Source organism: Pseudomonas sp. LB3P58, assembly GCF_054897895.1.
Window position 1 is genome coordinate 2,841,554 of the sequence record NZ_JBUBVE010000001.1, and the last position, 23,544, is coordinate 2,865,097.

Annotated in this window: 18 protein-coding genes; 8 read left to right on the forward strand and 10 right to left on the reverse strand. The window is 58.9% G+C overall.

Translation table 11 applies throughout. From position 1 onward, the window contains the following. Nucleotides 1-3 precede the first annotated feature (3 nt). Both ACYZTZ_RS13245 and ACYZTZ_RS13250 read right to left on the reverse strand, forming a co-directional pair. The gene (locus tag ACYZTZ_RS13245) at nt 4-1,668 is read right to left on the reverse strand and encodes an AMP-binding protein (RefSeq protein WP_461998518.1); all 1,665 of its coding nucleotides are present in this window, start codon (nt 1,666-1,668) and stop codon (nt 4-6) included. Nucleotides 1,669-1,946: 278 nt separating this feature from the next. Continuing rightward, complete coding sequence (locus tag ACYZTZ_RS13250; protein WP_461998519.1) at nt 1,947-2,963, reverse strand: AraC family transcriptional regulator; 1,017 nt, start codon at nt 2,961-2,963, stop codon at nt 1,947-1,949. A 166-nt stretch (nt 2,964-3,129) separates the two neighbouring features. Between ACYZTZ_RS13250 and efeU the strand changes: the two genes are divergently transcribed. The 4 genes from efeU to efeO (ACYZTZ_RS13270) are packed head-to-tail and all read left to right on the forward strand — an operon-like array spanning nt 3,130 to nt 7,351. Beyond that, nucleotides 3,130-3,969 (forward strand): iron uptake transporter permease EfeU, encoded by an 840-nt coding sequence (efeU, locus tag ACYZTZ_RS13255; RefSeq protein WP_461998520.1) that lies wholly within the window; start codon nt 3,130-3,132, stop codon nt 3,967-3,969. Between the two features lie 8 nt (nt 3,970-3,977). Further along, a complete protein-coding gene (gene efeO, locus ACYZTZ_RS13260) occupies nt 3,978-5,177 on the forward strand; it encodes an iron uptake system protein EfeO (protein WP_461998521.1) in 1,200 nt (399 codons plus the stop codon). Nucleotides 5,178-5,190: 13 nt separating this feature from the next. Next, complete coding sequence (efeB, locus tag ACYZTZ_RS13265; RefSeq protein ID WP_461998522.1) at nt 5,191-6,501, forward strand: iron uptake transporter deferrochelatase/peroxidase subunit; 1,311 nt, start codon at nt 5,191-5,193, stop codon at nt 6,499-6,501. 25 nt (nt 6,502-6,526) lie between these two features. Beyond that, nucleotides 6,527-7,351, forward strand: coding sequence for an iron uptake system protein EfeO (gene efeO / locus ACYZTZ_RS13270; protein WP_461998523.1), 825 nt, complete (start codon nt 6,527-6,529; stop codon nt 7,349-7,351). Between the two features lie 140 nt (nt 7,352-7,491). Here the strand turns inward: efeO (ACYZTZ_RS13270) and ACYZTZ_RS13275 are convergent, their stop codons facing one another. From ACYZTZ_RS13275 to pssA, 5 genes are all read right to left on the reverse strand, one after another. After that, nucleotides 7,492-7,935 (reverse strand): hypothetical protein, encoded by a 444-nt coding sequence (locus ACYZTZ_RS13275; protein WP_461998524.1) that lies wholly within the window; start codon nt 7,933-7,935, stop codon nt 7,492-7,494. After that, on the reverse strand, nt 7,922-8,680 hold the full coding sequence (locus ACYZTZ_RS13280) for an HNH endonuclease signature motif containing protein (protein ID WP_461998525.1): 759 nt from the start codon (nt 8,678-8,680) through the stop codon (nt 7,922-7,924). Before ACYZTZ_RS13280 ends, ACYZTZ_RS13275 begins: the two co-directional genes overlap by 14 nt. Nucleotides 8,681-8,696: 16 nt before the next feature. Beyond that, complete coding sequence (locus tag ACYZTZ_RS13285) at nt 8,697-9,962, reverse strand: hypothetical protein (RefSeq protein ID WP_461998526.1); 1,266 nt, start codon at nt 9,960-9,962, stop codon at nt 8,697-8,699. Beyond that, the gene (locus tag ACYZTZ_RS13290; RefSeq protein ID WP_461998527.1) at nt 9,959-15,079 is read right to left on the reverse strand and encodes an AAA domain-containing protein; all 5,121 of its coding nucleotides are present in this window, start codon (nt 15,077-15,079) and stop codon (nt 9,959-9,961) included. Before ACYZTZ_RS13290 ends, ACYZTZ_RS13285 begins: the two co-directional genes overlap by 4 nt. 148 nt (nt 15,080-15,227) lie before the next feature. Further along, nucleotides 15,228-16,571 (reverse strand): CDP-diacylglycerol--serine O-phosphatidyltransferase, encoded by a 1,344-nt coding sequence (gene pssA / locus ACYZTZ_RS13295; protein WP_461998528.1) that lies wholly within the window; start codon nt 16,569-16,571, stop codon nt 15,228-15,230. A 216-nt stretch (nt 16,572-16,787) separates the two neighbouring features. Here pssA and ACYZTZ_RS13300 point away from each other — a divergent pair, with 216 nt between their 5' ends. After that, on the forward strand, nt 16,788-17,351 hold the full coding sequence (locus ACYZTZ_RS13300) for a TetR/AcrR family transcriptional regulator (RefSeq protein ID WP_008152706.1): 564 nt from the start codon (nt 16,788-16,790) through the stop codon (nt 17,349-17,351). Between the two features lie 56 nt (nt 17,352-17,407). After that, entirely contained in the window at nt 17,408-17,884 is a 477-nt protein-coding gene (locus tag ACYZTZ_RS13305; protein ID WP_096511704.1) for a nuclear transport factor 2 family protein, read from the forward strand. Nucleotides 17,885-18,005: 121 nt separating this feature from the next. Here the strand turns inward: ACYZTZ_RS13305 and sfnG are convergent, their stop codons facing one another. Further along, complete coding sequence (gene sfnG / locus ACYZTZ_RS13310; RefSeq protein ID WP_461998529.1) at nt 18,006-19,100, reverse strand: dimethylsulfone monooxygenase SfnG; 1,095 nt, start codon at nt 19,098-19,100, stop codon at nt 18,006-18,008. 369 nt (nt 19,101-19,469) lie between these two features. Between sfnG and ACYZTZ_RS13315 the strand changes: the two genes are divergently transcribed. Then, complete coding sequence (locus ACYZTZ_RS13315) at nt 19,470-20,708, forward strand: acyl-CoA dehydrogenase family protein (RefSeq protein ID WP_461998530.1); 1,239 nt, start codon at nt 19,470-19,472, stop codon at nt 20,706-20,708. Between the two features lie 197 nt (nt 20,709-20,905). Then, entirely contained in the window at nt 20,906-21,685 is a 780-nt protein-coding gene (locus tag ACYZTZ_RS13320) for a TSUP family transporter (RefSeq protein ID WP_140678939.1), read from the forward strand. Here the strand turns inward: ACYZTZ_RS13320 and nudC are convergent. Next, a complete protein-coding gene (gene nudC / locus ACYZTZ_RS13325; protein ID WP_282482849.1) occupies nt 21,653-22,483 on the reverse strand; it encodes an NAD(+) diphosphatase in 831 nt (276 codons plus the stop codon). The two genes, ACYZTZ_RS13320 and nudC, sit on opposite strands and share 33 nt — an antisense overlap. Nucleotides 22,484-22,489: 6 nt before the next feature. Beyond that, a complete protein-coding gene (locus tag ACYZTZ_RS13330) occupies nt 22,490-23,302 on the reverse strand; it encodes a crotonase/enoyl-CoA hydratase family protein (RefSeq protein ID WP_056745926.1) in 813 nt (270 codons plus the stop codon). Nucleotides 23,303-23,544 lie beyond the last annotated feature (242 nt).

The following is a 23,544-nucleotide window of genomic DNA, read 5'->3' on the forward strand; positions in this document are numbered from 1 at the left end:
GATTCAAGCTGAAACGTTCTTCGCGGCGGCCTCTTGAGCCTTGGCGATTTCCTGGTTGCGCAAGATAAAGCGCTGCAATTTGCCGCTTGGGGTTTTCGGCAACTCGCTGACAAATTCGATTTCACGGGGGTACGAGTGCGCGGCCAGTCGTTTGCGCACGTGTTGGCGCAGTTCTTCGGCCAGTTCCGGTGTTGCGCGGTATTGCGAGCAAATCACCACGAAGGCTTTCACCAGCTCGGTACGCTCCGGATCCGGCTTGCCGACGACGGCGGCTTCGATCACTGCCGGGTGTTCGATCAACGCACTTTCCACGTCGAACGGACCGACGCGATAACCGGAGGTGGTGATCACGTCGTCGCTGCGACCGACGAAGCTGATGCTGCCGTCCGGGTTCCACTCGACAGTGTCGCCGCTCAGGTAATAGTTGCCGACGAAGGCCTTGGTCGGTGCGCCTTCGTAACCGGCGAACCAGCACATCGGCGACTGGGTACGATCGATGGCCAGAATGCCCGGCTGACCGACGCCGAGTTCTTTGTACTCGTCATCCAGCACCACGATGCGATGGCCTGGCGAGGCGAAACCGGCGGCGCCCATGTGGATCGGATGCTCGAGGCCATGGTGATTGCACAGGACCATGCCCAGTTCGGTCTGGCCGTAATGATCGTGAATGACCACGCCGAGGTTGTCGGCGAACCAGCGAATCACTTCCGGGTTCAGCGGCTCGCCGGCGCTGCTGACGATGCGCAGTTTGCCCTTGATCGAGCGGGCGAACTCGTCGCCACCCGCGATCAACAGACGATAGGCCGTCGGCGAACCGGTGAGGTTGGTGATCCCGTATTTGTTGATCACCCGGCAGGTGCTTTCGAGGGTGAACGGGCCATCGTAAAAGGTGATCGGATGCCCCATGGCCATGGGACCTGTGACACCGAAATAGATGCCATAGGCCCAACCCGGATCGGCGACGTTCCAGAAGGCGTCTTCGGGGCGCAAGTCCACGGCGTCACGGGTGTAGCTCTGGAAGGCGACGATGGCCTTGAGCGGAACGGACAGCGCTTTCGACGGACCGGTGGTGCCCGAGGTGAACATCAGCAGGAACGGGTCTTCGCCGGTCAGCAGGGCCGGTTCGCACTCAGCAGAATAATTGGCCAGTTCGGCCCAGAAGCTGTAATCGCCGCGGACGATGCCCTGGCCTTTGGGACCGGCGACGGTGACGATGGTCGGGCAGTCGGCGACTTCAGTGAGTTTGGAACGATTGCCCGCGTCGGTGACCACCACTTTGGCACCCGAGGAGCTGAGGCGGTGTTCGATGGCTTTCGGGCCGAATGCCGTGAACAGCGGCTGGTAGACCGCGCCGATGCGCCAGGTGGCGAAGACGGTGATCAAAAGTTCGATGTTACGTGGCAGGAGACCGGCAACCTTGTCGCCTTTTTTCACGCCTTGGGCCAGGAGGAAATTGGCTAAACGCGCGGCTTTGTCCTGCAAGTCGCTGAAGGTGTAGGTCGCGCTGGCGCCATCGCGGCCTTCCCAGAACAGCGCGATGCGCCCCGGCAAGGCATGCCGGTCGCAACACTCGACACAGGCGTTAAGGGCAGTCAAATCGCCCGCGAGTGCGGCGTCGACGGTGTGCTGATAATTGAACTGTGATGTAGCAGACAAATAATCGCGCATTGCCAGAATCCCTTTGTATTTTTATTAGGCTGGGGGAACCTTGAGTAACTGGGAAATACTCGCTCTGCGCGGGGCGCGGGACAATGGTCAAAGCTATCAAGTTGCGTGACTGGTTTGGCCAAGAATTGAGAGATGCGTCGTCAGGGATGGCCTCTTCGCGAGCAAGCCCGCTCCCACAGGGGATTGTTGGTGTGACATAGATAGTGTTCACACCACAGAACTACTGTGGGAGCGGGCTTGCTCGCGAAGGCGCCCGACCAATCAACACAAAATCCGGATCAGCTCGCCTCGTTGAGGATCAAACTGCGGTAATGCCCGGGATTTGACCCCGACCACTTGCGAAACGCCTTGTAGAACGAGCTGGCGTCGGCAAAGCCCAAGCGCGTGGCAATCTCGGCGAAGCTAATGGCAGGCTCCGCCAGCCAAACAATCGCCAATTCCTTGCGCACGCTGTCCTTGAGCCCCTGGTAAGTCTGCCCCTCTTCGGCCAAACGTCGACGCAGGGTGGAAGCCGACATGCACAGCTGTTGTGCCAGGGGTTCGGTTTCCGGCCAGTGCTCGGCGGGCAGTTGCCGCAAATCGTGCTTGATCCGGCTGGCCAGGCTCTCCGGGTCGCGGTACTTGACCAGAATATTGGCCGGCGCATGGGCGAGGAAACGCTTGAGTTCCTCCGGGCTGCGCTTGATCGGCAAGTCCAGGCACTCGGCCGAGAAAATCATCCGCGTGCGCGGCCGGTCGAAACGCAGGTTCTCGGAGAACATCACCTGGTAGTCATCGCAGAAGTCCGGTGCCGGGCAGCGCAACTCGATGGCCAGGATCGGAATCCGCCGCCCCGCCAGCCAGCAGGCGACGCCGTGCACGATCATCCAGTAAGTGAAATAGGTGAAGGCGCGGCGCGGGTCCTGGTCGTCTTCGAGCAGGACGATTTCCGCCAGACTTTGCTGACGAACCAACTGCGCGGGCAGGTGTTCGAGCATCAACGACAGAAAGCTCAAACCCGAGGTCAGGCCCGCGGCCAAGCTCGGCTGGACCATGGAGCAGCGACAGAGAAACTCCAGGCTGCCGGATTTGAGCTTGCGCGGGTCCATGCCAAAGAATTCATCGTCCCGACGCCGGGCCAACAAGCGCCACAGCCTTGCGTAAGCGGTGGCCGGCACGCGGGCAGTGGTGGTTTCCAGCAGCGCCGGATCGATGCCGACCTTGTTCAACACCTCATCGGTGGTCGCTCCGGGGGCGCAACTTTGCAGCAGCGCTTCACGCACCAGTTGAATGGAGATGGTGTCTTTTTCCGACATTGACCGAGGCAAGCCTTGTTCTTGTTTGAGTGGTCGGCATATTAGCGCAGCCATGATCTTCAGGGTTGTTCAGGTTAGGTTCAGCTAAATGCCAATGACTGCCATTTGGGAATGAGTGTCATTATGTTACAAATTAGCACCCTATCGAATGACACCACGGTGCTGAATGCTCGTTCCTTTTCTGATCATGCTGCGCGAAGGCATAGAAGCCGCGCTGATCGTTGGCATCATCGCCAGCTACCTCAAGCAGACCGGGCGCGGCCAGTGGATGCCGGCGGTGTGGATTGGCGTTTTCCTCGCCGCGGCCCTGGCCCTGCTGGTGGGCGGTGGCCTGGAACTGGTCAGTGCCGAGTTCCCGCAAAAACAACAGGAACTGTTTGAAGGCGTGGTCGGCCTGGTCGCCGTGGGCATTCTCAGTTCCATGGTGTTCTGGATGCGCAAAGTCGCGCGCTCAATCAAACATTCACTGCACGCTTCACTCGATCAGGCGCTGACCGGTTCCAGACACCAGGTCACGGCGCTGATCGCCATGGTGTTTTTCGCCGTCGCCCGGGAAGGTCTGGAAACGGTGTTCTTCCTGCTCGCCGTGTTCCAGCAGAGCGAAGGCCCGGCGGCACCGATTGGCGCCCTGCTCGGCCTGATTCTGGCGATCATCGTCGGTTTCCTGATCTACACCGGCAGCATGCGCCTGAACCTGGGGGCGTTCTTCCGCTGGACCGGGTTGTTCATTCTGGTGGTCGCCGCCGGAATCCTCGCCAACTCGGTGCAAGCGCTGCATGAAGCCGGCGTGTGGAATCACCTGCAAACCGTGCTCTTCGACTTCAGCGCAACGCTGCCGATGGATGACCCGCTGGGCTCGGTGCTGGCCGGGATGTTCGGTTACCAGGACGCGCCTACGGTCAGCACCCTCGGGGCGTATCTGATTTATCTGGTGGTGGCGCTGGTGATGTTCGTTCTCCCGGCTCCCGCACCCGCCAAGCAATCTTCTTCAGTTTCCAGCCAGTAAGGGCACCCATGCCAAATCAAGCCTCTCCTCAGGCCTCCCCTCCCCGCGCCTTGCGTTGGGCGGTGGCCGGTTCGGTGATCGTGATGATCGCCGCCGGAGGCCTGTTCTACTACGCCTCGAAAGTGGCCGCCGCCAAGCGTCAGACCAACCATGACGAAGTGCTGGTGACCATCCATTCGCGCAGCTGTGAGCCGAATGCACTGAGCGTCCCGGCCGGTCGCGCCAGTTTCCGCATCGTCAATCGCTCGGACCGGGCCGTTGAATGGGAAATCCTCGACGGTGTGCTGGTGGTCGAAGAACGGGAAAACATCACCCCCGGCCTGAGCCAGGTGATCAATGCCAACCTGTTGCCCGGTGACTATGCGATCACGTGCGGCCTGCTGAGCAATCCACGCGGCACCTTGCACGTCAGCCCGACGGCCGCTTCAGACGCTGCGGCCAAAGCCAAACCGTCGATGGTGGCCTTTGTTGGCCCATTGTCGGAGTTCCGCGTTTACCTGAGCACTCAAAGCAGCGCGCTGATCAAAGCCGTCACCGCCCTTGAACACGCTATCGAAGCTGGCGACCTCAGCCAAGCGCAAGCCTTGTATGTGCCGGCCCGTGCCGCGTATCAACGGATCGCCCCGGCCGCCCAGCGTCTGGCCGAGCTGGACAACACGATCAACGCCCGCGCCGATTACTTCGAGAAACGCGAGCAGGATCCGGGCTTCACCGGTTTCCACCGGATCGAATACGCACTGTTCCAGCAACGCTCGCTCGACGGCCTGATGCCTGTCGCCCAGCGTCTGATCGCCGACGTCACCATGCTCAAACAACAACTGCTGGCCCAATCACTGCCGCCAGAGCAACTGGTGAGCATTGCAGTGCGCAATCTCAACAGCATGGCCGACGTACGCGCCAGCAGCGGCGAAGAAGAACACTACAGCCACACCGACCTGAACGGTTTTGCCGCCAACCTCGACGCCACCCGCAAAGTCGTCGACCTGTTGCGTCCTTTACTGAGCAAATCCGCCGCCGAGCTGCTGCCGAAGATCGACAGCGCCGTCACTGCCCTCGACGCCGAGCTCAATGGCTTCAAGGTCAATGACGGCTATGCGAGCTACGACAGCGTCAGTGTCGAGCAGCGCAAACAGATCGCCGACAAGGCCAAGGTTCTGGCCGACGCACTCGATGGAATCGATCCCGCCCTTGGCCTTTCCGGCCTGTAAGAAGAACAAACCGATGAACGATTCAGAGCAATTCAACCTCCAGCGTCGCAGGGTATTGATGGGCATGGGCGCCGCTGGCGTGGCATTGGCCGGCACCGCACTCAGTTGCCCGGCCATGGCCGCCAGCCCGGCGCAAGTGACCGAAGCGCCGAGCAGCGACAAGACCGAAGACCGCCACGCGTTCCACGGCAAACACCAGACCGGCATCGTCACCCCACGCCCGGCCTGCGGCATGTTGGTGTCGTTTGATGTATTGGCCAGCGACCGCGAAGACCTGGAGCGTTTGTTCCGCACCCTCAACGAGCGCATCGCCTTCCTGATGAAGGGCGGCCCGGTCACGCAGGTCGATCCGAAACTGCCGCCGATGGATTCGGGGATTCTTGGCCCGGTCGTCACGCCGGACAACCTGACCATCACCGTGTCGGTGGGCGAGTCGCTGTTCGATGAACGCTTCGGCCTGGCCGCCGCCAAACCCAAGCGTCTGATCCGCATGGTCGGTTTTCCCAATGATGCGCTGGAAGCCGATTGCTGCCACGGCGATCTCAGTTTGCAGTTCTGCTCCAACACCACCGACACCAACATCCACGCCCTGCGCGACATCGTGAAAAACCTGCCGGACTTGCTCCTGGTGCGCTGGAAACAGGAAGGCAGCGTGCCGGCGCAAGCCCCGGCGAAACCCGGCGTGCCCGCGCAAAGTGCACGCAACTTTCTCGGTTTTCGCGACGGCTCGGCCAACCCGAATTCCAACGATACCAAGGCCATGAACAGCATCGTTTGGGTCCAGCCCGGCTGCGACGAACCGGCCTGGGCGGCCAATGGCAGCTATCAGGCCGTGCGGATCATCCGCAACTTCGTCGAGCGTTGGGACCGCACGCCGCTGCAGGAACAGGAAAGCATTCTCGGCCGGGTCAAGAGCACCGGCGCACCCATGGGCGGCGAGCATGAAACCCAGGTCCCGGACTATGCCAAGGACCCGGAAGGCAAGCTGACCAAGCTCGATGCGCATATCCGCCTGGCCAACCCTCGCACCGCCGCGACCCAGGCCAACCTGATCCTGCGCCGGCCGTTCAACTACTCCAACGGCGTGAACAAGAACGGTCAGCTGGACATGGGCCTGCTGTTCATCTGCTATCAGGCGGATCTGCAAAAAGGCTTCATCACCGTGCAAACCCGACTCAACGGTGAGCCGCTCGAGGAATACCTCAAACCGGTTGGCGGCGGCTACTTCTTCACCCTGCCCGGCGTGACGGATGACAAGGACTTCATCGGTCGTTCGCTGCTTGACGCCACGCAACCAACTCTTCAGCCAAAAGCAACCGCATAACCAACCCCCACCACGGAACCGCCCCATGAAAAAGTCGCCACTCGCGTTACTGCTGACCCTTGGTTTGCTCAACACCCCGCTTTCGGCTTTCGCGGCGACGGCACCGCTGGAGTTGGTGGGGCCGATCTCGGACTACAAGATTTACGTGACTGAACAGCTCGATGAGCTGGCCAGCCACACCCAACAGTTCACCGACGCCGTGAAAAAAGGTGACCTGGCCACCGCCAAAAAGCTCTACGCCTCGACCCGCGTCTACTACGAGTCGATCGAGCCGATTGCCGAGTTGTTCAGTGACTTGGACGCGTCCATCGACTCCCGTGTCGATGACCACGAAAAAGGCGTGGGCGCCTCCGACTTCACCGGTTTCCACCGCATCGAATACTCGCTGTTTTCGGAAAACAGCACAAAGGGCCTTGGCGAACTGGCCGATGGCTTGAACAAAGACGTGAAAGACCTGCAAACCCGCGTCGCCGGCCTGACCTTCCCGCCGGAAAAAGTGGTGGGCGGCGCTGCGGCGCTGCTTGAAGAAGTTGCTGCGACCAAGATCTCCGGTGAAGAAGATCGCTACAGCCACACCGACCTGTATGACTTCCAGGGCAACATCGACGGCGCGAAGAAAATCGTCGATTTGTTCCGTCCGCAGATCGAAAAGCAAGACGCGGCCTTCATTGCCAAAGTCGACAAGAACTTCGCGACAGTGAACAAGACGCTGGCCAAGTACAAAACCAAAGACGGTGGTTTCGAGACGTATGACAAGGTGAAGGAAAACGACCGCAAGGCGCTGGTCGGGCCGGTGAATACGCTGGCTGAGGATTTGTCGACGTTGCGTGGGAAGTTGGGGTTGAATTAAAACGTTCAGCACCTGGGCAAGCTACTTCGTGAGCAAAACCGCTGTGATACCGGGCTTGCTCGCGAAGGTATTATCAGCAACGCTTAACTGCGCCGGGATCCCGTCACCCTCCGTGTTCCGGATGCGTGAGCCCCAGCGCCTTATGCACTCCACGCACGTTCGAGCATGAACTCGAACATCTCCAGGGCATCCCGGAAGCGCTTCCAAACCGGTTTACCGACGAACTCGATCGCGCAGTAGGTCTGGCTGGCCAGCTCCAGTACGTACAACTCTTCGTCCAGTTGCCCAAAGTAGATAAAGTCTGCACTGAAGGTGTCGCGCAAATCGCTGTTAGCCTCCAGCAGGGTTTCTTGAAACAGTGGTTCAGTCACGGCTGGCCAAATGATCAAGCCGTTATGCAGTACACCGTTCGCCCGCCGCAGTACTCGCTTATAGACCTCTGGAAACTCCAAGCCGAATGCCTGTTTGAAAGCGGTTTCGGCCTGCACTATGGCCTGCTCGGGACAGGATTGCGGAATGGCCGGCACTTCGCTTGGCAGCAAGTCATCGGTCATGCGATCGACCAGCGATTCAATGGTCATCATAAATACTCAACAGATCGACATTCGCCACGCGTTCCGAATCGTAGCTCATGGCTGCGTTGGGATAGACGATAGAATCTGCCGGTGGTGTCGGTAACGCGACCATCACCGATTCGCCAGGCTTGAGACGGTCAATGCTTAGCTCTGCGGGGTTGTAGTGACCATGCACCGCTCGATGTTCCACGTCGTTACGAATGAGTATGAAGTTATCCGTGTTGTTATCACCGCCATCATCCAGGGGCTTGCGGTGGTGCACCTGATAAGCTTTGCCGCCGACGATCGGGCCGAGGCCGTCGCGTGCCATCTTGTCGATGACAACCTGCGGGAAACCGGCATCGAGCAACACTTGAGCATGGCTCACGGCAATCTCCTTGAGCCATTTCCGCTTGATATTCGGATACTCTTTATCGCGCTCGCGGACATACAGCGTGCGATCAGGTTTTTTCTCGAACTTGAAATGTTCAAAGGTAAACCCGATCAGTAGACGCACACCCGTTTCGTGATAGACCAATGTGGCGTCAGGCTCGCCGGCCTGCCTGCGCGCATCTTGCCAGTCCAGCAGTCTTCGATTAAACATCTCCAGCGTTTTATCATCATGTTTGCGAGTCCTGAACAGGACCTGCAGAAAACGTTTCAAGTTGACCCGCAACTTGTTATCGCGCATCAGCTTCATGACTTCGTCATAGCCTTGAGCGATGACTGCTTTGAGTTCGGCCGCCGTGCGTGGATAGGTAATCAGACTTGTCATAAGGATCTCGGCGGCATCAGATAAACGATTGGGCAATGGCAGCCTTGCACATCAGACTTGTACATATGTCATCAGGCAATGCTTGAATATGTTGGTGAGCCGCGTGGAGGTCCTGGGTATCAAAGGGTGCCTCTTCGGGCCCCAGGTCCACCCAACTGCGCCAGGCAATGTCCCGACAGACCAGCGCCGGCCACCGCTCCGTCGAATGTGCCTCACACAGCTGCAATGCGGCGGTCCGGCAGGCAGCCCGCTGGCGAGCACTGAAACGAATCCATTGGGAGTGATCAGCCTGAGCGAACAGGCCATCGATCTCCTCGCGCAGCGCTATCGCTTCCCCATGGTGACGAGTCAGCAACCGTGGGGCGAGCCCGGATGGCAGGCTTACAGCTTCCCAGCTATTGGCCGAAGGCAGTCGAGCTTCAGCGCGGGACAGGGCCTGAGTCAGGCTCTCACCGTCAATGACCAGTTCATCGAGCCAGTCGGCCAACTCAGTGGCTTGTCCTAAAGCACGCCGGCTGAATTCATTGAGCACGCGACCGGCTTGTGCCTGGTCCGACTCAACGTTCTTGAGCGCGGCGTCCAGATCCTGGCTATAGGCGGCACTCAACGCACCAACCTGCGGGTGAAGCGCGACATCGTCCAGAATCCATCGACCCAGCTCGCCCACTTCCAGGCATTCACCTTTGGCAACGATCAAATCATTTTTCATCGCCCGTTGAAGCGAACTGGCGAAGGTCGACGGACGTCCGACGGCGTTCTCGGCCATTTGGCCCAAAAGCTGATCCATGCCCAGGCCCGGAGTGAGGTTCACTTTACTCACCCGCCATTGCGAGACCTCGGGTAACAGACTTCGCAAACCGATGCAGGCCTGGGGGCCATGCAGCCTTGTGCCAGCCGTCCCTCTCTGCCCTGGCGGCAATGCCTCAAGCATGCAATTCAGATTGGCAGGAAACGGGTACAGGAACGAGGTAAAACCGTTTTGTGCCAGTGCACCTTCGCCGGGCAGCAGTTCTCGCCAGCCAGGATCAATACAGATTTCCTGGACGGCTTGCAGCAGCAGGTCGGGCGTACTGTCGGGGGTGTGACCGACGGGCTGCAGGCGGATTTCCAGTAATTGCTGGCGCAGCGCCGGCCCATCCATGGCACTGGCGACCGCTGCATTCCATAAAAGCTGATAGACCTGCAGCAAGTCACCGTCCAGTGTCGCCGCCGCTACTTTGGGGGTTAGCCGATAGTCGAGCGGTTCGAGCATCGGGTGTGCCGACGTGTGGTGCGAGGTCATTGGCGGCTCTCCAACTCGAGAAATACCGGCGCTGTTGTATCCGCTTTGGCCTCGGAAATTGCTGTTTGCCCTTCATAGAGCGCCTGCAGCGCTTCCATGACACGTTCCGGCCAAAGTCGCCTGGCGCGCCAACCCAAAGCCAACATCCGTGCGGTGTTGAGCGCGGGGTAAGTGTCCAGCTGTTGCAAGGGGGCCAACGAGACCTGCAACGTGATATCGCCGACATGTCGTTGCAATTTTTGCTCGATGAGCTTCAGTGCCTTGTCAGCAGCAGCCGGATCCATGGTCTGCCAGATCGAGGCTGGCTCTTCCGAAGATGGGCAGGCGAAGGTTTTCAACGCTCGACCGTCCTCAAGGGGAATCTCCACCTGCACCGCATATTCGGCCGGTTTCTGCGTCGCCTGTTCGACGAGATCCAGCACGCCCAACTGTACACGGCCAATGCCTTGGGCCGGCAAGTTCGGCCCGCCGCGGCCGATCCTCGCCGGGTACTGTGTACGCAACAGGTGGTCGAGCAGACTCCGTGTCAGCGCACTTTTAACCAGCCCGGAGTCCAACCCCTGCGCCGTCTGTTCAAAGGCGTCGCGCAGGATCGCGGGATCAAGGTTATTGAAGCGCACGCGTTTGATTTCGGGACCACCACTGGCCGAGACAAGGTTCGCCGACGCCAGACGCTCCTGCAAAACCCGAAGGCAATGCCAGGCAATCAGCTCACCTTCGGCATCAGCATCGGTTGCCAGGTACACCGTCTCCAGGTCGGGCCACAAGTTGGCCACACGTTCGAAAACCCTCTGGCCCGTCTCGCTCAATGGGCCCCAGACCGGTTTGGACGCCAGACTGGCATCCCACTTCTCCGGCTGTTCCAACTGTGAGATGTGCCCTCCGGTAGCCTGCATTTCCCATTCGATGCCATCGCCCAGAGCGGCATGAATGGCGTCGCGCTTGTTCGGTGACTCCATCAGTACCAAACGACGGTGATTGAGCCGCGAACCAGAAGTGGCAATGGCGTGCCACAAGTGGTCGCTGGGTTTTCCCAGGGTGTCGGGCGTCAAGCTACGGCCATAATTGAGGGCGTTTTGCGACAACGCCACGATGAACATTTCCTTGGCCCGCGAAACAGCGACATTGATGAGGTTCGCGCCTTTATCATAAAAATGCTTGATACCCGGTTCATGGGTATCGACCATCGCAAATATCACGATTTGCTTTTCTGCACCCTGCAACGAGTGCACCGTATCGATCACCATCACGTTGTGCAGCGCGGTTTTGTCATCCATGTTGTGTTGAACGCCGTAGCGTTCTGCGAGCGCACGCTTGAGGATCGGGACTTGTCCTTTGAACGGCGTAACAATAGCCACAACCTTGGCCAACGGTTCGCCATAATGCCGGACCAGGCTGGCTTCATTCTCATGAATCCACTGAGCGATACACTTTGCTTCCTTTTCGTTGCGTCGCGACCCGGTGGGGTGCTTGGTCTCTTTGACCTCCTCCGTCACGAGGAAACCGAGTCGTTTCAATTCTGGTCGCCAGAACGTCTTGGGTGCACGCGTCACTACCGTAAGATCCCCCCCGTACACCATGTCGTTGCAAATCGAGATGATGGGCTTGAGGCAGCGATAATGGTTGGTCAGGGTGAGTCCCGGTGCTTCGGTAAAGGCTGGGTTAAACCACTGCGAAACTTTCTGTGCCATGCGCATCACGCTGCCACTGGCGAGCAACGCACCACTGGCTTCCAGTGCCTGATAGGGGGACAGATCCAAGGCAACGTTTTGTGGCGCGAGTTCGAATCGCTGCACCAGACTGGCATCGCTGGCCTTCTCCATGGCCCACACGGGTTCCAGTTGAGCAACGTCGCCAACCACAATGGCCTTGCGAGCGAACATGAACGCACTGGCGCCGATCTCGGGAGAGCCCTGCCCGGCCTCGTCGACGATCAGCAAATCCGCTATCCCGAACAGATAAGGTTGAGACTGGGCGCTCAAATCCCTTACGTCGCATCGCATCAGCTTGGGCGCTGAATAAGCGGTGACGACAAACACCGGGGCCAGCATTGCCAGTTCGCGCAATTGCATGGCATTGGAGGCCACCCACGTCTCGTCTTTTTTCAGGTTTTTCGCCTTGGCGTGACGCGAAAGAATGTAGCGCCCTTCCCAGTAACGTGCTGCGCCATGGAACAATGCTGTGCGCACGTTTACGTCAAGCCAGTCCTGTAACTGTTTGAGCAGCATCGCCATGTGTTTGAAAAAATCTGCCGAGGGGGCCTGACCGGCCTGTCTGCTAGCACCAACGCAATCCATGCTGTGGATCAGCACCGACGGTTGCGTCGGGTCCAGGCCCAACTGATGCAGCGACTGCTCCAGCGCATCACGCACCAACGCCAATTGCTCACAAACGGCCTGATAGTTGTTCCATTGTTGATCGAGTTCGGACAACTGCGCATCAACATCTGCGTGTTGTTGCTCCAGCTCTCGGAGCCGGACCATGTGCTCTGCCCTCACCTGTCGCAAATCGCGACGGTGGGCTTCCACCCGCTCTGCCCAGCGACTGCGTTGCTGCGCTTCCATCGGCAAGCCGACGGCGTAGCGGCTCATGTACATCGACAAGCCTTCGGCCGCCTGCTCTTGCATTTGACTCTGCAGCGCTTGAATGCGGACTGCCAACAAGCCGGCATATTCTTCATAGCCAGGCTTTCCAGTCAAAACAGTCACCCCACAAGCCTTCAAAACCTCAGCCACTTCCGCAAGACGCCGGTCATGGGTGCCGGGGGAGAAAATGGCTTCCACTTTGTCTTCAATCCATTGCATGACGCTGCCGATATGCAATTTTTTGATCTTGGTGCCGACCTGGTTCGCCATTTCCAGGGTTTGTCGGGTATGGGTATAAGTACTATGACTGTTGAGTGCATCATCCGCCGGTAGTTGTTCCAGCAACCGCGCATAGCCAGTGCTCAGTTGATCGAAGTCGATAATCGGCTCAAGCCGGGCAAGCCTGGCATTGAGCCCTTCGATTTCACGCTGCAGTTGTCTGCGCTGGTCGTACTCTGCGTTGCGACCCTGCTGATGCACCCGCAGTTGTTGACGCGCGACTTCCTGGCGGGCGGTCCAGGGCGCAACGTGTTCGAGCCCTGATAGTTGAGCCAGCCACTGAGTCAAGCGCCGATGCAACTCGACAATACCGCGATGGCCAGTTCGAACTTGATCATGGAGGCGATCGACCACAGCATCGAGACTCAACGATTCGCCAAAGTGGTCCTGCGCGCAGCGCAAATAACCTGCTTCGAGTTTCTGCGTACTAATGCCTTCAAAAGCTTTGACACCACCACTGAATGTCCAAGGGGCTTGATGAGTTTTCCGTGTGACCCATTGGTAATGCCCATACTCGCTTTTTACATTTTTTTCGCTGGGCGGTGCAAACCAGCCGTATGAGTTCAGATGGGGTAACCAACGACTGTCCAGAGTGACCGAAACGCTGTCGACCCGTTCGCCGCCTGCATCAAACAGCGGTTGCCCCGGCGTCTCCTGAAAACTGGAGATGACATTGGTCACTGCCTGAGTGGTCGCCGCACACGCGAGAATCACCGGGCAGGCTGGCTCACGGTGTTCCGATAACAGCGGCTGGACCCAGGCACTGGCAATCACGCCGCGCAACAGGCTGGTCTTTCCGGTGCCAGGCGGCCCGTTGACGGCAAGCAACTGGCCCGCATTGGTGTTTGCCAGAGCGATCAGTGAATCGCGTTGCGCCGGATCCAGCGCGTAAGCCTCGCGCTTGCCGTTCTTGAACGAATCCATATGACCGAAGTAGGCCAAAAGATGGTCCAGTGAATGCTGCTCATATAAAGGGTCGTAGGGCTGAAGATTGCCGGTGCTGTCGATCTGCGACATCCGCTTGAACAGGCCGAACTCATCGCTATCCATCAGCGGCGTGTCTGCTAACAGTTGCTCGTAGGCATTGCACACATGCTGGGACGCCCCTTTGACAGCGCCCCCATCTACCAAGGCAAATACCGGCTTGTAGTTTTTCAACGCGGGAAAATTGGCCTGGGTCTGGCGAAAGCGCTTGATCCAGTCCTTTACACCTTGCGAGCCAGAGAGCACCTTGAACGCGTCATCCCACAGTTTCAGCGCGCCGTTCAGGGTTTGTCCGGACGACAGTCCTTCTGTGCCCTCACTCTTGATCGACATTTGCTGATGAACCCACTGGTCAAAAGCTTCGACCTCATCGAACAATAGACCTGGCAGGCGGCTGACCTCGCCCAGCAGGTTGCGATTGAACAACGGTACACGCTCTCTGGACAGCGCCCAACCACAAACATCGGATTCCGGGAGCGCTACCGCTTGCAGAGGGAGCACGCTCAACACCGTGCTAAACAGCTCGTTACGGACTGTCTTTTCAAGTTTGAACACCAAGTGTCGAACGGGCGGATATTGTGACTGCTCAAAATCCAACCCTTCACAGGGTTCGCTCAGGAATCGCTGTTCAATCTCATCAACATTGAATGGAAGGCTGGGTTTATCTCCCAACAGATTGTCGAGTACACCCATTGCATCGAAAGCCGTGGTTTTTAGCCCCTCGAGCCAATAGCCGACCAGTTTGAGGTTGATGGACTCAAGCTTCGTCGCGTCCAGTTGGGTGAAACCGCTTTTACCCGGCGCCTTGTAATCGTTGATCACGGAGAGTTTCTCCTGATCAGAAGGCGCCTCAGCCACGCTCTTGCGCAAAGCCGGGGTAATGATTTCAAGGTCCCTGATAGCCTGTTCAAGATCCTGCCTGGTTTTGAGCAGGGCTTTTGCTTCAATGAACGGAGCCTCGTGAGCCCTGATAAAATCGTTACACGCAGCGGCGCTCTTCAGGGCCTCGGCCAATTGTTGGGGTGTGATCAGCTTAGACAAGGTCTTGGCAATGCTATTGGCATACTTGCGTTGAGGATCGGTAGGCAGTGCAGGTGCCGAGGGTTGGGGTGAAGGGGCAGCGAGCGCCGCTTTACATTGCGAGATAAAAGCGTGGCATTTGGCTTTATCGTCACGCACCTCGGCAGACAGAGGAGTGCCTGTCTGTTTGGATAATTTCTCTGCGTAACGGATCTGTTCGGGAGAGGATCGAGCGGTATCTTTTGACATAATCGTCCGTGATTCGAGCTATCTGTCCTGTGCCTCGAAGGCGTATTTTGGCGGACACAGCGATAGCACAATAGTGGCCATCATTAAAACGCAAAAACACTTGAATAGAAACTCCACGCCTTTTCCTTAAGGCGTGGACGATCCCGATTCAGAGAATCCGATAGAGCAACCGCTCGATCCGCACACGACTCACGCGCTTGAGAAACTTGGCCACCCCCGCCGGGTATTCCAGCAGCGTTTCCAGTTCCTGATAACGCTCGATGCGGCGGGTGTTCTCGAAAATCTCCGCCAGCTCTATACGTCGCGGCTCCAGCAGTTCGCCTTTCGGATCATCAATCAGCAAGGCGTTTTCCAGATCGAGTCGGAATGCCCGCGGGTTGAGGTTGTTGCCGGTCAGCAAGGTGTAGCGCTGATCGATCCACATGCCCTTGAGGTGGTAGGTGTTGTCGCCGTCACGCCACAGATGCAGGTTCAACTGGCCGCTGTCGACGCTGCGATGATGACGCTTGGCGAAACGCCGCAGGCTGATCTCGTAAAGGTACGGCAGCGCCGAAATCACCTTGAACGGTTCGCTCGGCGGGATGTAGAAGTCGTTGGCCGTCTTGTCGCCGACGATGATGTCGATCTTCACGCCCCGCGCCAGTGCCCGGTTGATTTCCCGGGTCACGGGCAGCGGCAGGTTGAAGTACGGCGTGCAGATGGTCAGTTGATGCTGAGCGCTGGCGATCAACTCGCAAATCACCCGGCTCAACGGGTTGTTCTTGCCGACACCGAGCAATGGGCTGACCGACAAGCCACCCTTTTCCGTGGTGCCTGTCGTGGTGTCGTACGCCGCGTGCTTGAGGCGGCTGCGCAAGTCGCCGATGTCGTTGCGCAGGCTGCGGGTGGTCGGCAGGTTCGGCAAATCGAGACGATGCACCGCTTTGGAGGCGATCAGACCGTGCTGGACCAGGTGCTGCATCGAATCGGCCAGAGCGCTGTTCTGCAGCACGTGATATCGGTCGTAGCGGTATTTGTCGAACTTGTGCAGATAGACGTTGTTCAGGCTCGCGCCGCTGTAGATCACATAGTCATCGATCACGAAGCCTTTCAAATGCAGCACGCCGAACAGCTCTCGGGTCTGCACGGGAACGCCATACACCGGGACTTCACTGGCATGAGTGCGGGTGGTTTCCTGATACCAGGCCGAATTGCCCGGCTGCTTGCCGGCGCCGATCAAGCCGCGCTGGGCGCGCAGCCAGTCAACGACCACCACCACGTCCAGTTCCGGACGCGCCAGTTTGGCCGCGTGCAAGGCATCGAGAATTTCCTGGCCGGCTTCATCCTGTTGCAGATAGAGCGCGACGATATAAATGCGCCGGGTGGCGCTGGCGATTTTTTCCAGCAGGCAACGGCGGAACTCGGCAGCGCCGGAAAGAATGGTGACGGCATCGGCGGTCAGCGGAAAACTGCGCAGTTTGGGCAGCAGAGAGCGTTTGAAAAGCGACGGCATAGGGCTCGCAAAAAGGTCGAATCCGAAGAACCCGAGAGCTTACACCATGGATCGGTTCGGGTCTTGTTACTGACTGTAATGGCCCCATCGCGAGCAAGCTCGCTCCCACATTAAAATGCATTCCCCTGTGGGAGCGAGCTTGCTCGCGATAGCAATTTTGTAGGCAACGAAAATATCCGCTTGACCAAGGAGAACGATCGTTCTACTGTTCGCCACATGAACGAAATAACCAGCAACGACACACGCGACATCATTCTGGATGTCACCGAAAAGTTGATCTACAAAAGTGGCATCGCTGCCACCGGGATGGATCTTCTGGTGAAAACCGCCGGCGTCTCCAGAAAGAGTATTTACCGCTACTTCGCCAACAAGGAGGAGCTCACCGTCGCGGCCCTGCAGCGCCGTGATGTGCGCTGGATGCATTGGTACAGAAGCGAAGTCGACCAGGCTGAAACACCGGCCGACCGGCTGCTCAACCTGTTTACCGTACTCAAGGCCTGGTTCGCCTCTGAAGGCTTCCGTGGCTGTGCATTCATCAATACCAGCGGCGAAACTGGCGACCCGCAAGACCCGGTTCGCCTGGTCGCCAAAGACCACAAACAGAAGCTGCTCGACTACGTGCGCGAGCTCTGCACCGAACATGGCGCCACAGACCCGGAGACGCTGGCCAAACAGCTGCTGATCCTGATCGACGGTGCCATTACCGTGGCGCTTGTCATGGGTGATCACAGTGCCGCCGATAATGCGCAATGCATGGCGCGAAAGTTATTGGACCTGTAACACTTTAATCAAGCCCGACAACTTGCTAGAACTTTACTTTGATAGGGAGACTATTAATGTCTAATGCCGAAGTTCGTCCGCCATTGCCGCCATTCACCCGTGAATCGGCCATCGAAAAAGTACGTCTGGCCGAAGACGGCTGGAACTCCCGCGACCCGGAACGCGTATCGCTGGCCTACACCCTCGACACCAAATGGCGTAACCGCGCCGAGTTCGCCTACAACCGCGAAGAAGCCAAAGGTTTCCTGACGCGAAAATGGGCCAAGGAACTGGATTACCGCCTGATCAAAGAACTTTGGGCCTTTACCGGCAACCGCATCGCCGTGCGTTATGCCTACGAATGGCACGACGACTCGGGCAACTGGTTCCGTTCCTACGGCAACGAAAACTGGGAGTTCGACGAGAACGGTTTGATGGCCAATCGGTTTGCCTGCATCAACGACTTGCCGATCAAGGAAAGCGACCGCAAGTTCCACTGGCCGCTGGGCCGTCGGCCTGACGACCATCCAGGTCTGTCCGACCTGGGCCTGTAAGCACTGATCCCCTGTAGGAGCTGTCGAGTGAAACGAGGCTGCGATCTTTTGACTTTGATTTTTAAGATCAAAAGATCGCAGCCTCGTTTCACTCGACAGCTCCTACAGGGGTTTGTGGTGTTCAGGCTACCGCGGCAGCCTGCTTCACCTGCGCTTTAGCTTCCAGTTCACGCACCAACGGCAATACCCGCTTGCCGAAATACTCCACCTCTTCCTGAAAGTGCAGAAACCCCGCCAACACCAGATCCACGCCCACCGCTTTCAGCGCAACGATCCGCTCGGCAATCTGCTGCGGCGTACCGATCAGGTTGGTCTTGAAGCCATCGTTGTACTGCACCAGATCCTCGAACGTCGACTTGGCCCAATTGCCCTCACCCTCAGGTGACGCCCTGCCCGCCTGCTTCGCCGCATCGCCAAACGCATTCACCGCTTCGGGGTCCGCCTGATCGATGATTTGCGCCAGCACGGCTCGCGCTTCTTCTTCGGTGTCGCGGGCAATGACAAACGCGTTCACGCCGACTTTCACCGAATGATTGTTGGCCGCCGCCTTGGCGCGAATGTCATCGACCTGGGCCTTGATGCCTTCCGGGGTGTTGCCGTTGGTGAAATACCAGTCCGAAACCCGCGCCGCCATGTCCCGAGCCGCGCGGGAACTGCCACCCTGAAAGATTTCCGGCTGACCGAGCGGTTTGGGTTTGAGGCTGTAGTTGTCGAAGCGGTAGAAGGCGCCGCGAAAGGTAAAGTTGTCCTCGCTCCAGATGCCCTTCAACGAGCGGATGAATTCTTCGGAGCGGCGATAACGCTCGTCGTGTTCCAGCCAGTGTTCGCCAATCGCCTGGAACTCACCCTTGAACCAGCCACTGACGATGTTCACCGCCACCCGGCCGTTAGTCAGCTGGTCGATGGTTGCCAATTGCTTGGCCGCCAACGCCGGTTGCCAAGGGCCGGGCAGGATCGCGGCGATCACTTTCAGTTGGGTGGTGGCGGCCAGCAACGCGTGGCTGAAGGCGACGGATTCGTGTTGGTACTCGGCGCCGTAACCGGCGGTGAAGCGGATCTGCGTCAGGGCGTATTCAAACCCCGCCTCTTCGGCCAGTTGCGCCAGTTTGCGGTTGTAGTCGATGCCCCAGTGGGTGCGTTGCTCGATCTTGCTGACCACCAGCCCACCGCTGACGTTCGGCACCCAGTAGGCAAATTTGACGGCTTGCTGACTCATTGGCATGTCCTCGGGACTTTAGGGAAGTCCTGAGGCAAGAGCAGCAACCGTGCCAGCGCTGAAACGTGGCTTGTGGCACGACTGTCTTGAGTCTGGCGAGAACCCTGTGGGAGCGGGCTTGCTCGCGAAAGCGGTGTGCCATTCAACATCTTCGTTGGATGACATACCGCTTTCGCGAGCAAGCCCGCTCCCACAGGGATCCGTGTGTGCCTGGGGCAATTTGCTGATGCGCTGTTGGTACAGCAACAATTCACTGTGTGCCGACATCCAATTCCTCCCGTAAATCCTGGCCCGCGAGCTTCGGCATGGACCATGCAATTGCCCCTGGCAGACACAACACTTTCTACTGCCGATCCAAGGAGCGCCCCAATGACCGAACACCAGGTAATCAATCCGCTGTCCACTGGCACTGACTATGAAGCGCTGGCCGCAAGGTTCCGGCCGATTTTCCAACGCATCGCCGCCGGTGCCGTTGAGCGCGAGCAGTCCCGCACCCTTCCGCACGAACCGATTCAGTGGCTCAAGGACGCCGGTTTCGGCGCGGTTCGGGTGCCGGTTGAATACGGCGGTGGCGGCGCCTCTCTGCCGCAACTGTTTGAGCTGCTGATCGAATTGGCCGAAGCCGATTCCAACGTGCCTCAGGCCCTGCGTGGGCATTTCGCCTTTGCCGAGGATCGCTTGAACTCGGCGCCCGGGCCGGCGCGGGATCTGTGGTTCAAGCGCTTCGTCGACGGTGACATCGCCGGCAATGCCTGGACCGAAATCGGCAGCGTGGCGATTGGCGATGTCATCACTAAAGTCTCGCCTCACGGTGACCAATGGAGGCTCAACGGCGAGAAGTTCTACAGCACCGGCAGCCTGTTTTCCGACTGGATCGACGTGTACGCGCAACGCAGCGATACCGGTGGCGACGTGATTGCCGCCGTCCGAACCCGCCAACCCGGCATCGTGCAGAGCGACGACTGGGACGGTTTCGGCCAGCGCACCACCGGCAGTGGCACCTCACGGTTTATCGATGCCGACGTGGAGGCCGAGAACATCCTCGACTTCGCCACCCGCTTCAAATACCAGACCGCTTTTTATCAGCTGGTGCTGCTGTCGACCCTGGCCGGGATCGGTCGCGCGGCGTTGCGCGATGTGGCGCATCAGGTGCGTGAACGCAAACGCATCTACAGCCATGGCAATGCGCAGCACGTCAGCCAGGATTCGCAAGTGCAGCAAGTGGTCGGTGAAATTGCGGCACTGGTGTATGCGGCCGAGGCCAGCGCCTTGAAGGCTGCACAACCGGCGCAGCGGGCTTATCTGGCGCGATTCTCGGGTGATGACGCCTTGGAACAAGAGGCGAATGTCGCGGCGGAAATCGAATCGGCCAAGGCGCAGGTGGTGGTGTCGGAGCTGATACAGCGAGCGACCACAGAGCTGTTCAACGCACTGGGGGCTTCGGATACTCGGGTGGGTAAATCGCTGGACCGGCACTGGCGCAATGCGCGGACGGTGTCGTCGCACAATCCGGTGATCTACAAGGCGCGGATTGTCGGGGACTGGGCGATCAATGGGACCGAGCCACCGTTTGTGTGGCAGATCGGGAATGGGCCACAGACCAAGTGATGTAGCGTCATGGAGGACGCCTTCGCGAGCAAGCCCGCTCCCACATTTGACCGCATTCTTCTATGGGAACACGGTTGAATGTGGGAGCGGGCTTGCTCGCGAAGGGGCCAGACGGGTCGCCGCAAAGGGTGGATATGCGTAAGATATCGGCCCTTCCCCGCAGCCCTGTCCTGCACCCCGCCGAATAAGCCGATTCCATGCCTTTCGAACTCAGCGTTGACCTCACCACCCTGGCCATTCTGGCCCTCGTCGCTTTCATTGCCGGTTTCATCGACGCCATTGCCGGCGGTGGTGGTCTGTTGACCACCCCGGCGCTGCTGACCGCAGGCCTGCCGCCGCATCTGGTGCTGGGCACCAACAAACTCAGTTCGACATTCGGCTCAGCCACCGCCAGTTTCACCTTCTACAGACGCAAGCTGTTCCATCCCAAGCAGTGGATGCACGCCATTGTCGGCACGCTGGTGGGCGCGTTGACCGGTGCCGTGGTCGCTCATTATCTGCCAGCAGAATGGCTGAACAAGATGCTCCCGGTGATCGTTTTCGGCTGCGGCGTCTATCTGTTGTTTGGCGGCACGCCGAAAGCACCGCTGGACAGCGACGCACCGATCAAGAAAAAGTGGCAATCGACCCAAGGCTTCGGCCTGGGTTTTTACGACGGCGTGGCCGGTCCCGGCACGGGTGCGTTCTGGACCGTCAGCACGATGCTGATGTACCCCATCGACCTGGTGAAAGCCAGCGGTGTAGCGCGCAGCATGAACTTCGTCAGCAACATTGCCGCACTGTCGGTGTTCGTGTTTTCCGGGCAGGTGGACTGGATCATCGGCCTGAGCATGGGCCTGTCGGTGATGGTCGGGGCGTTCTTCGGGGCTCGCACCGCCATCAGCGGCGGTGCGAAGTTCATTCGCCCGGTGTTCATCACCGTGGTGCTGGGCTTGACCGTGCGGTTAGCCTGGCAACACTGGTTCAGCGTGGCCTAAGCGCCGCGCCACATAGACGTCGATCAGGTAACGGGCAATCGAGCGTGACGCCGGCAACGGCGGCAGCTCATGAACGTTGAACCACTGGGCGTCTTCGATCTCGTCTTCCTGACACACGATCTCGCCGCCGGCGTATTCGGCATGGAAACCCAGCATCATCGAATGCGGGAACGGCCAGCACTGGCTGCCCATGTACTGGATGTTCTTGACCTCGATCTGCACTTCTTCGCGGACTTCGCGAATCAGGCAGTCTTCGGCCGATTCGCCCGGTTCGGCAAACCCCGCCAACGTGCTGTAGACCCCGGTGACAAAGCGAGGCGAACGGGCCAGCAGGACTTCATCGCCCCGGGTCACCAGCACGATCATGCTCGGCGAAATGCGCGGGTAGCTGCGTAAATCACACGGCTCGCAATACATTGCCCGTTCCCGGGTTACTTGGGTCATCGCCTGCCCGCAGTTACCGCAAAAACGGTGTTCGCGGGCCCAGGTGCCGATTTGCGCGGCATAACCGAGCACCTTGTAAACCGTATGGTCGCCTTCGAGCATGAACGCCCGCAGGCCTTTCCAGTTGCAGCCCGGCACGTCGCTGTGACTGCGCAACTCCAGTAAATAGACCGGTTCGCCGTCCAGGTGACCGATGCCATGTTCGGCAAGGATCGACAGGTCCTGGCGCTTGAGCCATTCGCGGGGGAACAGCGCGCCATTGTCATCGAACAGAAAGCCTTCGGGGCTGCGCGCTACCGCCCAGCCGCCCGGTTGGTCGGTGTCCAGTACTGCAGTGGTCCAGCGTGAAGTCATTTTTAATCAGTCCAGAAATTCGGGTTTCTGTTTGCTCATATGGGCGGCCATGGCCACGCGCAAATCGTTGGATTGCAGCATGGCGGCGTTCCAGGTGGCGACGTATTCGAGGCCGTCGTCGATGCGATGGTCGCGCATGTAGCTGATCATTTCTTTGGTGCCGGTGATCGCAATCGGCGACTTGCTGGCGATCTCACGGGCAATGCCCATGACACCGTCGAGCAGGCTGGCGGTGTCGCTGTAAACACGATTGACCAGGCCCATGCCACGCGCTTCTTCGGCACCGAACGTGCGACCAGTGTAAGCCAGTTCACGCAGCATGCCGTCACCGATGATCCGCGGCAAGCGTTGCAAGGTACCGACGTCGGCGGCCATGCCGATGTCGATTTCCTTGATCGAGAATTGTGCGTCTTCGGCGGCGTAACGCATGTCACAGGCCGCAATAAGATCGATGGCGCCACCCAGGCAATAACCCTGAACCGCCGCCAGTACCGGCTTGCGGCAATTGTCGACGGCATTGAAAGACGCTTGCAGGGCGAGGATCTTGCGGCGCAGCAGGCGCGCGTTGCGACCCACGTCCTTGCCCAGTTCATTGGCCACGCCGGCCAGCATCATCAGGTCGATACCGGAAGAAAAATGCTTGCCCGCACCACTGAGGACCACCACCCGGACTTCGTCGGTGTCGTCGACCCACTGGAAAATCTCGATGATCTCGCTCCAGAACGCGGCATTCATCGAATTGATCTTTTCCGGCCGGTTGATCTGCACATGGGCGATTTTATCGGCCAGTTCGACGGTGAACGCAGTGTACTGAGACATGGCAGTGATCCTTTTACCGGGCAGAAAATGAGGCCCGGACTATAACAAGGCATCAAGGCGGACCGTAAGGCAGCGGTTCGGCCAAAGACGGGACTTAGCCTGCGCACCACAACGGTGCGCGAGCATTGCCGCGCTTCGCACATTCATGTGACATCTCGACTTTTTTTTGAGGCAAAACGGTAAAAAAACATGCCCTTCGTCGGTGCGTTTCTCCCCCCAGGCGGTACGTCCGTACCTCTTTA

What these genes read in the sequence shown, in the direction of transcription:
- ACYZTZ_RS13280 (WP_461998525.1), bottom strand. Translation starts at nt 8,680, where the DNA reads ATGACAAGTCTGATTACCTATCCACGCACGGCGGCCGAACTCAAAGCA.
- ACYZTZ_RS13250 (WP_461998519.1), bottom strand. Translation starts at nt 2,963, where the DNA reads ATGTCGGAAAAAGACACCATCTCCATTCAACTGGTGCGTGAAGCGCTG.
- efeU (WP_461998520.1), top strand. Translation starts at nt 3,130, where the DNA reads ATGCTCGTTCCTTTTCTGATCATGCTGCGCGAAGGCATAGAAGCCGCG.
- ACYZTZ_RS13315 (WP_461998530.1), top strand. Translation starts at nt 19,470, where the DNA reads ATGACCGAACACCAGGTAATCAATCCGCTGTCCACTGGCACTGACTAT.
- ACYZTZ_RS13275 (WP_461998524.1), bottom strand. Translation starts at nt 7,935, where the DNA reads ATGATGACCATTGAATCGCTGGTCGATCGCATGACCGATGACTTGCTG.
- ACYZTZ_RS13305 (WP_096511704.1), top strand. Translation starts at nt 17,408, where the DNA reads ATGTCTAATGCCGAAGTTCGTCCGCCATTGCCGCCATTCACCCGTGAA.
- sfnG (WP_461998529.1), bottom strand. Translation starts at nt 19,100, where the DNA reads ATGAGTCAGCAAGCCGTCAAATTTGCCTACTGGGTGCCGAACGTCAGC.
- nudC (WP_282482849.1), bottom strand. Translation starts at nt 22,483, where the DNA reads ATGACTTCACGCTGGACCACTGCAGTACTGGACACCGACCAACCGGGC.
- ACYZTZ_RS13290 (WP_461998527.1), bottom strand. Translation starts at nt 15,079, where the DNA reads ATGTCAAAAGATACCGCTCGATCCTCTCCCGAACAGATCCGTTACGCA.
- efeO (WP_461998521.1), top strand. Translation starts at nt 3,978, where the DNA reads ATGCCAAATCAAGCCTCTCCTCAGGCCTCCCCTCCCCGCGCCTTGCGT.
- ACYZTZ_RS13330 (WP_056745926.1), bottom strand. Translation starts at nt 23,302, where the DNA reads ATGTCTCAGTACACTGCGTTCACCGTCGAACTGGCCGATAAAATCGCC.
- efeB (WP_461998522.1), top strand. Translation starts at nt 5,191, where the DNA reads ATGAACGATTCAGAGCAATTCAACCTCCAGCGTCGCAGGGTATTGATG.
- ACYZTZ_RS13285 (WP_461998526.1), bottom strand. Translation starts at nt 9,962, where the DNA reads ATGACCTCGCACCACACGTCGGCACACCCGATGCTCGAACCGCTCGAC.
- ACYZTZ_RS13245 (WP_461998518.1), bottom strand. Translation starts at nt 1,668, where the DNA reads ATGCGCGATTATTTGTCTGCTACATCACAGTTCAATTATCAGCACACC.
- pssA (WP_461998528.1), bottom strand. Translation starts at nt 16,571, where the DNA reads ATGCCGTCGCTTTTCAAACGCTCTCTGCTGCCCAAACTGCGCAGTTTT.
- efeO (WP_461998523.1), top strand. Translation starts at nt 6,527, where the DNA reads ATGAAAAAGTCGCCACTCGCGTTACTGCTGACCCTTGGTTTGCTCAAC.
- ACYZTZ_RS13320 (WP_140678939.1), top strand. Translation starts at nt 20,906, where the DNA reads ATGCCTTTCGAACTCAGCGTTGACCTCACCACCCTGGCCATTCTGGCC.
- ACYZTZ_RS13300 (WP_008152706.1), top strand. Translation starts at nt 16,788, where the DNA reads ATGAACGAAATAACCAGCAACGACACACGCGACATCATTCTGGATGTC.